This is a genomic window from Kitasatospora phosalacinea, from assembly GCF_030268885.1.
Classification (GTDB): domain Bacteria; phylum Actinomycetota; class Actinomycetes; order Streptomycetales; family Streptomycetaceae; genus Kitasatospora; species Kitasatospora phosalacinea_C.
In genome coordinates this window covers 103,479-116,215 of the sequence record NZ_BSSA01000027.1, presented here as the reverse complement: position 1 = coordinate 116,215, position 12,737 = coordinate 103,479, and the positions used below count along the sequence as shown (strand labels likewise).

At 71.1% G+C, this 12,737-nt stretch carries 12 protein-coding genes and 1 pseudogene; 4 read left to right on the top strand and 9 right to left on the bottom strand.

The window, feature by feature from the left end:
• Positions 1-182: 182 nt before the first annotated feature.
• On the top strand, positions 183-467 hold the full coding sequence (locus QSK52_RS30160; protein ID WP_285739376.1) for a hypothetical protein: 285 nt from the start codon (positions 183-185) through the stop codon (positions 465-467).
• Positions 468-538: 71 nt separating this feature from the next.
• Here the strand turns inward: QSK52_RS30160 and QSK52_RS30155 are convergent, their stop codons facing one another.
• The 5 genes from QSK52_RS30155 to QSK52_RS30135 all read right to left on the bottom strand — a co-directional run bounded on the left by QSK52_RS30155 (position 539) and on the right by QSK52_RS30135 (position 4,293).
• A complete protein-coding gene (locus QSK52_RS30155) occupies positions 539-1,354 on the bottom strand; it encodes a helix-turn-helix domain-containing protein (RefSeq protein WP_285739375.1) in 816 nt (271 codons plus the stop codon).
• An 11-nt stretch (positions 1,355-1,365) separates the two neighbouring features.
• A complete protein-coding gene (locus QSK52_RS30150; protein WP_285739374.1) occupies positions 1,366-1,707 on the bottom strand; it encodes a hypothetical protein in 342 nt (113 codons plus the stop codon).
• 620 nt (positions 1,708-2,327) lie between these two features.
• The gene (locus QSK52_RS30145) at positions 2,328-2,951 is read right to left on the bottom strand and encodes a hypothetical protein (protein WP_285739373.1); all 624 of its coding nucleotides are present in this window, start codon (positions 2,949-2,951) and stop codon (positions 2,328-2,330) included.
• A gap of 98 nt (positions 2,952-3,049) precedes the next feature.
• Positions 3,050-3,568: a hypothetical protein gene (locus QSK52_RS30140; protein ID WP_285739372.1), complete on the bottom strand. Its 519-nt coding sequence runs from the start codon at positions 3,566-3,568 to the stop codon at positions 3,050-3,052.
• Between the two features lie 563 nt (positions 3,569-4,131).
• Complete coding sequence (locus QSK52_RS30135) at positions 4,132-4,293, bottom strand: hypothetical protein (RefSeq protein WP_285739371.1); 162 nt, start codon at positions 4,291-4,293, stop codon at positions 4,132-4,134.
• Between the two features lie 243 nt (positions 4,294-4,536).
• Between QSK52_RS30135 and QSK52_RS39525 the strand changes: the two are divergent.
• A pseudogene (locus QSK52_RS39525) lies at positions 4,537-6,102 on the top strand (tetratricopeptide repeat protein); the annotation flags it as partial.
• Positions 6,103-6,205: 103 nt separating this feature from the next.
• Here QSK52_RS39525 and QSK52_RS30125 read toward each other — a convergent pair.
• A protein-coding gene (locus QSK52_RS30125; RefSeq protein WP_285739370.1) for an IS3 family transposase occupies positions 6,206-7,395 on the bottom strand; the annotation gives its coding sequence in 2 pieces (ribosomal slippage) (positions 6,206-7,131 and positions 7,131-7,395; 1,191 coding nt in all).
• Positions 7,396-7,463: 68 nt separating this feature from the next.
• A complete protein-coding gene (locus QSK52_RS30120; RefSeq protein ID WP_285739369.1) occupies positions 7,464-7,778 on the bottom strand; it encodes a hypothetical protein in 315 nt (104 codons plus the stop codon).
• Positions 7,779-8,887: 1,109 nt separating this feature from the next.
• Between QSK52_RS30120 and QSK52_RS30115 the strand changes: the two genes are divergently transcribed.
• A complete protein-coding gene (locus QSK52_RS30115; protein WP_285739368.1) occupies positions 8,888-9,673 on the top strand; it encodes a maleylpyruvate isomerase family mycothiol-dependent enzyme in 786 nt (261 codons plus the stop codon).
• 662 nt (positions 9,674-10,335) lie between these two features.
• The gene (locus tag QSK52_RS30105; protein ID WP_158715385.1) at positions 10,336-10,581 is read left to right on the top strand and encodes a hypothetical protein; all 246 of its coding nucleotides are present in this window, start codon (positions 10,336-10,338) and stop codon (positions 10,579-10,581) included.
• Here QSK52_RS30105 and QSK52_RS30100 read toward each other — a convergent pair.
• A complete protein-coding gene (locus tag QSK52_RS30100) occupies positions 10,573-11,112 on the bottom strand; it encodes an EF-hand domain-containing protein (RefSeq protein ID WP_285739367.1) in 540 nt (179 codons plus the stop codon). The genes QSK52_RS30105 and QSK52_RS30100 overlap by 9 nt on opposite strands.
• A gap of 425 nt (positions 11,113-11,537) precedes the next feature.
• Positions 11,538-12,257, bottom strand: coding sequence for a tectonin domain-containing protein (locus QSK52_RS30095; RefSeq protein WP_285681233.1), 720 nt, complete (start codon positions 12,255-12,257; stop codon positions 11,538-11,540).
• Positions 12,258-12,737 lie beyond the last annotated feature (480 nt).

Sequence of the window (12,737 nt, the reverse complement as noted above, 5' to 3'; positions counted from 1 at the left end):
ACGGCTGCACGGCCAACGCAGCAATCGTCGAGAGGTACTCCTCGGTGGTCATGGGCGCAGGCTATGAGACCGCGCAGACAACCTCCGCCGACTGCCCACACCAATGATCGCCCGGACAGCTCCTAGCCGGAGGCCAGGGCGAGCTGGCCCACACCCAGGCGCTGCTGGACGCCGCGGAGGCGGTGGAGGTGGCCAGCGGCGCGGCGGTGGTGCCGGGCGGGGACGGAGCGGCGCTGGACAGCCTGCACCGCTCCCGGCTGCTGGCGGACGCGGTGATCTGCCCCGCGTACGGCCCGGGGGGCACCGAGACGCTGCCGGAGCTGACCGGCACCGAGCAGGTGGCGGCGGTGGCGGTATGCGCGCTGGCGGCCGCGATGCCGGGCACCGTCCTCGGGTACTGCCCGCCAGAGCTGGAGGCCCTCAGCGGCGCCCTGGAGGCCGCGGTGCGCCTCGGGCGCAGCAACTGACGGCCCGTCGCCGCGAACGCGCGAGGGCCCCGCTGGAACTTCGGCGGGGCCCTCAAGGTGGGCGGGTCGTGTCAGCCGGCCAACAGACCCGCCCAGGTGGTGACGGAAGACGCCGGTTGCCCCGTGCGGGTAAGCCGCCTCCAGAGGGCCGCCTTCCGGGCGTCGGACTCTGCCTGGTAGGCGAGGAGGGCGCTGACGGGATCGGCGTCCCGCACTTGGCCAGCGAGGAGGGCGCCGACGGCATCGAAGCCCCGCGCCTGACGGGCGCGCCGGTGTACTTCCTCCTCGCGCCGCGCCGCTTCCCTCTGCACCTCGGCCTCGGCCCGGGCCCAGGCCACGCCCCAAGCCTCGACCTCCTCCTCGGGCAGACCCACCGCCTTGGCCAGCGAGGTGACCTGGAGCTTGGTGGGGAGCCGGTCGCGGGCGAAGACGCGGTCCAGGCTGGTGTGGGGCAGCAGGCCGGGCCCGGCCTTTTCCTCCAGGGTTCGGGTAGAGGGGTTGCCCGCGTGCATGCGCAACCGCTCCATCCCGTCCACCAGCGCGGCATAGGTGCCGATCAGCTCCGGCTCCGGCTTGGACACCGGCCGCAGCCCCTGGGCCTCCAGGCGGGCCCGGTGCCACAGCGTGGTGCCGCGGCGCCGCAGCCGTCCGGTGAACGCCGCCGAACGGTCGGCGCAGCATGCCGTGACGATCTTCTCGACCACGGTGATGCTGGTCGGCAGGGTCTGGCCGTTGAGCGTGCGGCGGACGCGGTCGGGGTGCAGGCCCGTCAGCTCGGCGAGCGCGGTGTTGTCGATACCCGCGTCGTTCTGCAGCTCGCGCAGGAAGACGGCCAGCTCGCCGCGTGCGGGCTTGGAGTGGTCGACCGGGTTGCGGGGACGGCCCATGCTGCGGCCCCTCACGCGCTCTGGAGGGCGGGCAGCCGGGGCGCCCGCCGGGTGAGCACACCCACCGCGACGATGCCGGAACCGCCGAGCAGCTCGAGAACACCGAAGATCGGCAGGCCCGCGAGGGCCAGGCCAGCTGCGGTCAGGATGATGATGATGACCACCACCGCCTCGGTCCCGGTCAGCGGGCGGTGGCCGCGGCCGGTGCCGCCGTCCGGACCCGGCAGCGCCGGAACGGCCAGCGCGGCGGCAGTGTAGCTGGCGGTGTGCGCCGGGGTGGTGATCGAGTTGGTGGACTCGCTGACGAGGCGGGCCGCCGCGGCGGCCATCGCCTTCTTGATGCTCGGCTTCATGCCGGTCCCCTTCGGGGTCGCAGATCCCGTCCGGGCGGTTGCCCGGGCGGGTGCTCTGAAACCGGCTGCCGCTGGAAGCGGCAGCCGGGTTGAGCTCCAGCTAGCGGGCCGTTTGCCGACGGACACCGCGTGCAGTAACAACTCTCTCAAGGGACACTCGAATGGGCCACGCCTGATTGCAGGTTCCGGCATCGCCGCCCCAAGAACTTAGACAGCACCGTCGGACACAGGTGTAGATAGAACCCCAGTTCAGCAAGCGCTGATCTGGGAGGTGCCTTCGATTCGAAGATTCTTCATAGGGTGCGCCTCGCTACGTGAAGCGGGTTTCGGCGCGGCCGCCCCATCTTGAGTTGCGCCCTGCACCCTGCCAGCAGGAATCTGAAGACATCCGGGGTCGGAGCTCCAGCTAGTGCACCGGATATACGGGCCTCACAGGTGTTGCCGCACCGGCCCGCGTGGGCGGACCAGGTCTAAAGCCTGGTCCGCCCTATCTGCTTTGCGCACCGACCGCCAGGGGACCGCCGACCAGCCGCGCTGCGGGCCGCGCACGGGATCTTGACCGGCCGCCGGGTCGGAACATGCGAGGGTTCCGCCGGTAAGCGGCCGCCACCGACGGGCGGTCAGCAACCTGGCAGGCCGGTGAAGTCGGCCACCTGGTCGCCGGTCAGGTAGCGGCGCTCGACGAGGTGCTCGGCGAGGGCAGTAACGGCGGGCCAGTGCTCGTCGAGGAGCGCGTCGGCCAGGTCGTGGACGACGAAGTAGTCGGTGGCGGTGCCCTCGCCGAAGCCGACGGTGCCGCGGTTGCCCGCGTCGAGAAGCAGTTCGCGGTCGCCCCAGGCGCCGATCTCCACCGCCACGGCCCGCTCGGGGCTCCACAGCCCTGCCTCGCGCAGCCAGCGGTCCGTGGCCCGCTCGCCCGCCCCGAGCACCGCCGCGAAGGCCTCGATGGTGGGCATCGGGGAGCGCCAGTCGGTCACGCCGCCGGGGCTGTCGGCGCCGGTGCCGGCGGCGGGCGCGGGGAGCTGGACCCAGTTCAGGCGGCCGCGTCCGGCAAGTACGGCGACGGCGTGCGCGGCCTCGTGCACGGCGGAGAGCAGGTCGACTTGCTCCAGCGGCAGGCCGTAGTGCTCGGGCGCGGAGCCGTAGACGGTGGGCGCGTAGGAGCGGGTGGGGTAGGAATCGCCGCGGATGACGACGGTGCGGTGCCAGCGGCGCTCCTGCGCCTCGGCGGTGTGCGAGATCATGGTGGTACCTCCGGTTCGATTCGAGTCGGTGGTCGGCGGGGCGGCCGGCGAGTTTGGCGACGAGACGGCCGCCCCGCGTTGTGCATGCTGGGGCGCGGTCAGCGCACCTTCGCCAGCGCCCGGCGGGTGAGCTGGAGGGCCAGGTCGATGGTCTCCTCGTCCCGCAGGGGGCAGTTGACGGCGTACTTGTGGCCGTCCTTGACGTCGCGCAGCTCGATGCGGGGGTCGTCGGTGTCGGCGACGTCGTGCGGGGTGAGCCGGAGGGTGAGTCCAGCGTTGATTGCGTTGACGTACGCGACGGCGCCGTAGCGGCGCTTGCCGGCGTCGCGGACCATCACGTAGTTGGACAGGCCGTCGCGGGTCCGCTCCGAGGTGCCCGCCTCGATCTCGACGCCGCCGATCTCGAGCACGCCCTTCAGGTAGGCCAGCACCCGCTCGGCGATCTCCTCGGTGCGCGCCCGGCCGCGGACCAGCGCCTCGATCCCGGCCCAGGTGGTGGGCTCCGCAGCCGCGTCGGCCGCCGCCCCGGCGACCGCCTCCTCGAAGGGCTCCGTCTCCTCCCCCATCAGCTTCAGGAACGCGGCGATCTCTTCCGGGGTGCCCTGCAGCAGCCTCACTGCCGTCTCCTCTTCTTCGGTCGGGCGCCGTACACACGGCACACTCGCATACACACGCCAGTGCGGCGCATGCATGGAGCATCTCACGCATTCACACGCATGCACATGGTTTTGTAGAGATTGCTGGAGCAGGTGCCTGCTTCAGCTTTGGTGTGCTGCCGGACTGCAGATCAGCGCAGGAAGTGCCCGACGACAGGCAGGAGCACGCCCGCCACGGTGGCCAGCGCGCTGACGGCGGAGGCGTTACGGCGCAGCTACCCCCAGGCACGGGCGGGGCGGAAGGGTCGGCGGGCGGGGCGGGTAGGGCGGGTGGGCGTCAGCACGGAGGGCTCCTTCACCGGACAGGGCCTGCTCCCGGACGGAAGCAGTCGACCTTGTTCCTGTGTTGTTAGGCCTCTGCGGCGTTCTGCCCGGGCTCGGAGCACACAGATCCGGGACCTCAGGCGCCGGAGCGCGGGCGGCGCCGTACGGGCCGGACACGGCTCCTGACCATCCGTCCGGGGAACGCGCCGGGGCCGGTGGGACGGCATCCGTCCCACCGGCCCCGCGGCGGCTTGCAGGTATCAGGCGATGAGCTTGTGCAGGGCGACGGTGGCCGCGCCGAAGGCCGTCAGCCCGGCCAGCACCGCGGCCGCGGCCGGGCCACCGCCGAAGAACGTCAGCACGCCGACGACGATGCCGACGACCACGGCGCCAACGAGGACGAGCGCGGCATGCGCGCTCACCAGAGGGCCGGAGCCAGGGGGCGGGGTGGGCATGCTCTTCCTCCAAGAGGCTTCGGGGCCGCAGTGAGCGGGCCCTGTCCGACGCCCGCAGTCGGCAGTCGCCGCCGGGGCTTGGAAGAAGCGTGGGTCACGTTCCGGTAGTCCCGAAGCCAAGAGGGCATCACCGCAGGTAGGTTCCGGACTACAGGGGGTTGTCCCAGGACGGACCGGGACGACGACGGCGGCCGAAGGACAGGAGAGGGCATGACGGGGCGGGGCAGGGGAGGGCGGCCCTGGGGGCCGCTGCACACCGAGAGCCGCGAGGCCGAGGCGCTCGCGGTGTTCCTGCGGGAGCGGGTCGATGCGAGCGGGCTGACCATGACTGCCGTCGCCCAGCGGATCAGCTACTCCAAGACCCAGGTCGGGCTGTACCTCGCCGGCCGGGTTCCCGAGCAGCGGTTCGTGGCCGCGCTGGTCAAAGCGACCGTGCCCGAGCCCCGCCAGTGCGCGGTGCGCCTGGCCGAGGCCGAACGCCTCCTGCACGCCGCCCTCAACCCAAAGCCCACGCAGCATGCTCCCGAGGAGGGCCGCGCCTCCGGCCTCGCGGCCGAGCTCGAACAGGCGCGCCGCCAGCAGGTGGAGACCTACGACCGCCTCACCCGCGCCCTCGAGCAGCGCGCCGACCTCCAGCAGGCCGCCCAGAACTCCACCCAGCTCGTGATGGTCCTGCTCGGCATGATCAACACCCTCACCGAGCGGGTCCGCGAACTCACCGCCAAACAGGACACCCTCCAGCAACGCGCCGCCGACCCGCAGGTCCTCGACGACACCCGCCGCCGCCTCGCCCGCGCCCTCGACCAGGAACAACGAGCCCGGGACGAACTCGCCCGCGCCCGCGACAAACAGCGCCAAGCCGAAGACCTCGCAGCCCGCGTCCAGCGACAGGTCGACGAACTCACCGACGAACTCGACCGCCTGCGCACCGCACAAGCCGACCCAGCAGCCGGCGCATACGGCACCGACCGCGAGCCTCACCTGACCGACACCACCGGCGGACCTGTGACCGACCCGATCGCCGACGACATCGACCACGCCCTGGCCCACGCCAGCGCCGTCAACGACGCCGACGACCACACCCTGCAACGCATCACCGACGAACTCCACGACACCGGGATGAACTCGCACGCCGACACCGGCCGGCATACCGCCACGGGGTCGTCCGGCGTTGTCCCGGACAACCTGGACAACCCAGAGACCGGCACCGCTGCACCCCATCGCACCGCGAGCGCCCCGGTGTCCACCAAGGCGACAGGCACCAGCCCTGCCAAGAAGGCCGATGGCATCGCCTCCCGCCGACGCCGTAGCTTCAACCTCTCGGAAGCAGGCCAGCACGCCGAAGCCGCCCGCCTCCTCGCCGACCTGATCGTCGACCGAACCCGCGTCCTGGGCCCCGACCACCCCAACACCCTCAACGCCCGCAACAACCACGCCCACCACGTCGGCGAGGCCGGCCAGCACGCCGAAGCCGCCCACCTCCTCGCCGACCTGATCGACGACCTGGCCCGCGTCCTGGGCCCCGACCACCCCAACACCCTCAACGCCCGCAACAACCACGCCCACCACGTCGGCGAGGCCGGCCAGCACGCCGAAGCCGCCCACCTCCTCGCCGACCTGATCGACGACCGAACCCGCACCCAAGGCCCCGACCACCCCAACACCCTCAGCACCCGCAACAACCACGCCCACCACGTCGGCGAGGCCGGCCAGCACGCCGAAGCCGCCCACCTCCTCGCCGACCTAATCGTCGACCGAACCCGCGTCCTGGGCCCCGACCACCCCAACACCCTAACCAGCCGCCACAACCACGCCCACTACCTCGGCAAAGCCGGACAACTGAGCTGCCCCGAGTTTCGTGGAGTCCGTGATCGTGTGATCAGGCGGTCTGCGGGCTCTCCTCCAGGCTGGCCCAGTACGCCTGCTCGTATTCGTCGGGCGGGATGTAGCCGAGGGCGGAGTGGAGTCGTTCACCGTTGTACCAGGCGACCCACTGGAAGACGGCCCGCTCGACCTCGTCGAAGTCCCGCCAGGGCCCCTGATGCTCGATCAGTTCGGCCTTGAACGTGCCGTTCAGGGCCTCGGCCATCGCGTTGTCGTACGAGTCGGCGACGGAGCCCACGGACGCCGAGGCTCCGACCTCGGACAATCGCTCTGTGTAGCGAATGGACACGTATTGCGACCCGCGGTCGCTGTGATGGATGAGGCCGGCGTCATTCTTGATCCGCTGCCGCCACAGCGCCATCTCCAACGCGTCCAGCGGCAGGTCCGTGCGCATGTGGGTGGCGGCCTGCCAGCCCACGATCCGACGGGAGTACGCGTCCAGGACGAACGCCACGTAGACCCAGCCCGACCAGGTGCGGATGTAGGTCAGGTCCGCCAGCCACAGCTGGTTCGGCCGCTCGGCGGTGAACCGCCGGTTGACAAGATCGGGCGGGCGCGGAGCGGTCGGCTCCGGGATCGTGGTGCGGCGGCGCCGGCCGCGGATGACGCCCTCGATCCCGATGTCGCGCATCAGCCGCTCGACCGTGCAGCGTGCCACCGCGTGGCCGGACCGGACCAGCGCGCGGGTGATCCGGCGGGCGCCGTAGGTTCGGCCCGAGTCCTCCCACGCGGCCGTCACCAGCGAAATCAGCTCCTCGTCGCGCGCCCGGCGGGCGGACTTCGGCCGCGTTTTCCGCGCGAAGTACGTCGACGGAGACAGCTCCAGCACCCGGCACACAGGATCGACCCCGAAGCCCTCTCGCAGGTGGTCGATCACCTGCTCGGCCTCGTCCGGGGACGGTCGATCTCCTGGGCAAAAAACACGCTGGCCGCTTTGAGGATCTCATTGGCTCGTCTCAACTCGGCATTCTCTTTGCGGAGTTGCTTCAGCTCCTCCAGTTCGGAGCTGGTCGGGCGGTCGTCGCGCTCACCGGCGTCGGCCTCGGCCTGGCGGACCCAGGACCGCAGGGCCTCCTTGTGGATGCCGAGGTCACGGGCGACATGCGCCACCGGGCGGCCGGTCGAGCGGACCTCGCGGACGGCGCGCTCGCGGAGTTCATCGGGGTACTTACGTGGTGCTGGCACTGCTCGTGGTTCTCCTTACGCCTGGATCGTAACCCAGGCTTCAAGGACTCCACGAAGATCAGTGCAGCTCACTCGTACGCGGCCACCGGATCGGCGTCCACGGCGTCCAGGAACGCCAGGGCGACGTCCACGGCGGCCTCCGCGCCGCGCAGCAGCTCGGCCCGCGGGCCTTCCAGCGCGGAGCGGGCGGCATCGGCCTTCGCCTTGTCCCGGGCAGCCTTGGACTTGCACGCCGTCGAGCAGTACCTCGACCGGCGCCCGCGCTTGCCGGGCTCCGCCGCCGGCACCGTCTTCCCGCACCCCACCCGCAGGCACACCTCGCCCGACGCCACCTCGAACAGCACGTCCAAGGCGCCGGAATTTCGGACCGATCCGTTTTGCATGCCCGGATCGTAGCTCTGGCGGTCGCCCAAGCCCCAGCCCATTACGGACCGATCCGAAACTCACCGCCGCCGGGTCGGCCATCAAGGAGCCCTGATTGCGGACCGGTCCGAAAATCCCCGCCGCTGCTGGTGCAGCGGCGGGCAGCAGTGCAGCAGCAGCCGGACGGGTTGCTGCACCAGGTGCTGCATGTTGTCCCGCTTCCCGGTGCAGCAGCGCTGCATCGTTGTCCCGTCACCAGGCGCAGCGTGTCCTGGTTGTCCCGCACTCCGCGCTGGTTGTCCCCGCGCATGCGCAACCGCCCGCCCCCCGGCTGCGCATGCGCAGCCGGGTCCGCAGGTTGTCCTTGCGCATGCGCAAGAGGCCGCGCAGCACGGTGCGCATGCGCAACCGCCCGAGGCCGGGCCGGTGCGCAACCGACCCGGCCGGCCGCCCGGCCGAGGCCTGCGGCAGCCACGACTGCGATCCCCATCGCACCCGCTCCACCTGCGACGTCGCACCCCGCACACAGCGCCCGCACCCGTCCTTGCGCACCCTGCTCCAAGCGGTTGCGCACCGGATCGCACCCACGCACCCGGCCACGGACACTGCGCAGTCAGCGGTTGCGCAGGCCCTCGCAGTCGCAGCCACCCGCTGCGCAGCCCGTCGCAGTCGCAGCGCCGGCGGTGCAGCACGGGGCGCCGTGCTGCACCGCGCAGCGCGGGTTGCCGCCGTTGCGCAACGCAGGCCGGTGCTGGCCGACTCCCGCTGCAGCAGCGCCGGACAGCCGGGTGCAGCGCGCCGGATCGGCGAAGCCGGGTGCAGCAAGGACGCCCTTGCTGCACCCGCAGTCGGCTAAGGTGCTGCACGCGGACCCGATCTGACCTTTGCCAGGCGATCTTGACCGATTGACAGGCGAGTTTGACCGCCGGTTCAGGCTCCGGGGCCGAAGGAACGGAGCGCCTGGTCGGTGAACGCCCGCAGTCGGGCGCGCCGGCGTTCTTCTTCGGCGATCCGAGCGGCGAGGACGTTGCTGTCGACGTGCGGTTCGACGGCGGCGGCGGCAGGCGGCGGCAGGCGGCGGCAGGGAAACTCGCTTTCGGTCTCCGACGTGCGGTGATAGACAGCCGTGGTGCAGAAGAATCTTGAGCTTCCCGACCTGCTGCGGCTGATCGACGAGCGGGCGACGGCCTTCCGGGCCGCGATCTCCGCCGCGCCCGACCTGGACGTGCAGGTGCCGACCTGTCCCGAATGGACGCTGTTCGACCTGGCGCGGCACCTGGGCTCGGGCCGCCCGTTCTGGGCCGCCGTCGTCGGGGCCGGTCCGGCCGACGCCCCGCCGCCTGAGGCCGTGGCGGCGCGTGCCGAGACGCGGGCGCCCCGGGAGCGTGAGGCGTTGGCGGCCTGGCTTGCCGCGTCGACCCAGCAGCTGCTGGACACCCTGCGGGAGGCAGGTCCGGACGCCGAGTGCTGGACGTGGTGGGGCGCCTCGCAGTCGCCGCGGACCAGCGGCGCCGTCGCCCGGCACCAGCTCCAGGAGATCGCGATGCACACCTACGACGCCCAACTCACCGCGGGCACCGCGCAGCCGCTGCCGGCGGAGGTGGCGCTGGACGGCGTCGAGGACTTCCTGTTCACTTGCTGCGCGTGGTCGGGCACCTGGCCGCACGAGCCGGCCGTCGTCGACTACCACGCCACCGAAGGCCGCTCCTGGCGCTTCACGGTCGAGGCGAACGGCGCCCGCGCCGTCCGCCTCCCGGCTGTCGGCGAGGCCCAGGCCCCGGCCGACGCCTCAGCCCGGGGCACGGCCAGCGAGCTGGTCCTGTGGTTCTACGGACGCACACCGCTGGACTCGGTGAAGATCGACGGCGACCGGGTCATCTTCGAGCGACTCTTCGCCTGGGACCCGAACGCGTAAGGCGTGGCCGGGGAGGCTGTCACCCGTTCGCCGGGACGGTCTCGAACCGTAGGGAGAAGGCCTGGTGCAGGGTGCAACCGCCAACGGCTCGCACCCGATGACGATCGCGGCGGCCCGTCCCACGATGCCTGTCCACCGGAGTCTGCTCGCACCGGTACATGCATCCGCCGGTCAAGGTCAGGTGGCAGGAACCTGGTGGTGGTCAAGGTCAGGTGGCAAACGGTCAGGGTCCCCTGTCAAAGGTCAACCTGCTGCAGCCGGATGTCCCAGCCTTGTCCCAGGCCGAGCCATAACGTCGTCACCAGGGGAAATGGCCTGGGACTGTCCCAGCAAAACGGACTAACTGATCGTTTCAGAATGAGGTTCGGAGCTTCCGCAGGCAGATGATGGCTGCAGGCTGGTTGGAGCAGGCCCAATCGAGGTCGGTGCGTCGCTTGTAGCCGGTGCGGAGCCGTTTGAACTGGTGGAGCCAGACGAAGGTTCGCTCGACCAGCTAGCGTCCCCTGCCCGGTCCGGAACCATGGGTGAGGCCGCGGCGGTGATCCTCGGCGTGATGCCGCTACGACGAAGGACGCGGAGGTGTGGTTGTAGCCGCGGTCCGCGAACAGCCTGTGCGGCCGGTCGCTGGCAGGGGCTGCCCCGCAGGCCTCGAACATGCTCTGGTGCTGGTCGACACCCTGGACGTGGACGCTGCCCTGGAGCGGCTGCGCGCCGACGGCTTCGACCTCCGTGATCAGGACATCGCCCGCTTCTCCTGTTCGAGCGGCACCGCGTCAACCTGCTCGGCCGGCAAGGCGTCCTGCTGCCTGGGATGCCCGGCCGCCTGCGGCCACTGCGGGACCCGGGCCGGGCCGGGAAGCAGTGAGCACGGCCGGCGCCGGGCGGTAGTCGGGGCAGGGTCAGAGTGAAAGACCTGCCGGGCCCAACAGGTAGTTGCCCGGTGCGGCGGGATCGGTGCTGAGGTAGAACTCCACGATCGCCTTGCGGTACTCGGCGTGGCCGACGACGCCGTCGCCGTTGAGGTCGATCCGGGCGAACGCCGGCGCGGACACCTCGCGGGGAACGCCCAGGGTGTCGTAGAGGCGCACGTACTCCTCCAGGGACAGCACGCCGTCCCCGTTGGTGTCGAAGGCGTCCATCACCGCGTCGGCGATCCGCATCACGGCGCTCTCGAAGTGCGCGGGGGCGGTCACGTTGTCCTGCATGACGACGCGGAACTCCTCGCGGGAGACCATTCCGTCGCCGTCGGTGTCCGCGTGCTCGACCAGCAGGTCCCACCACTGGCCGAACGCATCGTGGATGGCCTTCACGTTGGCATCGTCGCCCGGCCGCGCCGTCCGGGAGAACACCGCGGCCGTGGCCTGGAAATCGGCCCCCGACAGCTGCCCGTCGCCGTCCTGGTCGAACCAGGCGAACAGGGAATCGAACTTTTCGCTCATCGCAGCCGCATCCGGCATCACAGGGCGTCCTCTCGCTTCGTGCCGCTCGCACAACGCGGGCGGCGGTCGCACGACCGTAAAACCGCCTGCTGGTCGGCGGGTACGGAACGGGCGCAAGATCATCCCAACGGGGTACCGTCAGTACGGGCGGCCTATTTCGCGTCTGCGGAAGCTGGAGGGTCCGGTGCCGAACCCGGGGGCCGGGGCCTTTCGCCGGTGGCTGCCTCGCGGGATGCTCTTCGCCTGCTGCTGCCAGGCGCGGGTCGGCTGGTCGCCTCGGCGATCTCCTGCGGGGGCGGCTTGGCGTGTGTGCCTGCACCTGACCTGGCCAAAGCGGGCTGAACGCGGCGCAGGAGTGACCAGTGCATTCGTGCGGGCCCGGGCCCTCTGGGCCGCCGGGCCCGCACGAAACGGCAGGTGGGGGATCAGCTCGGCTGGTCGCCGGTGTACCGGTAGACCTCGCTGGCGCCGTTGACGTGCCACACGGTGCCGTCGGCGCCGGCGGCGATGTCGGTGGCGGGGCCGGGGGCGGGGATCTTGATCCACGGGTTGGTGCCGCTGGCGTCGTTGTTGGTGTACCGGTAGATGGTGCCGGCGGGGTCGATGCCCCACACGTTCGTCCGGGAGCCCACTGCGATGCGCTTCAGGCTGCCGGCGACGTTCTTCCACGGGTTCGCGCTGTCCTGGTCCCCGACGTACCGGAAGATCTGGTTGGCGCCGTTGACGCCCCAGACCGTGCCGTCCGCGCCCGCCCCGATGTCGCTCAGCCCGCCGGGGATCTTGATCCAGGGGCTGGTGTCGTAGTTCGTGTACCGGTAGATGGCGCCGGCGGAGTCCACCCCCCACACGTTCGTCCGGGAGCCGGCGTCGATGCGGACGAGGCTGCCGGAGATGTTCTTCCACGGATTGTCGCCGTCCTGGTCCCCGACGTACCGGAAGATCTGGTTGGCGCCGTTGACGCCCCAGACCGTGCCGTCCGCGCCCGCCCCGATGTCGCTCAGCCCGCCGGGGATGTTGATCCACGGGGAGCCGTCGTAGTTGGTGTACCGCCAGATGGCGTTGGCGGGGTTCAGCCCCCACACCGTCGTCCGGGACCCCGCCGAGATCGCGCTGAGACCGCCCGTGACCTTCACCCAGTCCGCCATGCTCAACCCGCCTTCCGTCGTACCGATACCTGACTGAATCCTTGGCATGCAGACGACCGCGGCAAACGGGCGACTACGTCCACCAATGCTTAAGTAGTCCGGAAATCGCCGTTTTTGACCCTGCCTGCCTTGAGGATCAAGGGGAGGCGGGAGTTCGCCGCTGGGAGCGTTCGGCCGGAACCCACGTCGCGCCCACGGGGGATCGACACCAGATCCGACCTGTGCAGGCGTGCTGGTGCGACTGCGGTGTGACAGGCAGGGAACCCTACGGACCCCGGTATGGCAGCCAGGGAAGGGAGCGGGTGAATCGCACCCTCGCCGACCACAAGCGGTGGAAGGGCCTCGGGCGCTGAACCCACTGCCGGAACCACCTGCCCGACACCTACCGCGCCATTGCCGACCTCGCTCCGACCGTACCGCCAAGGTGCGAACCACGGCCTCCGACAGGCGATCCCGTCCTCACCCGCTATCACGAACCCG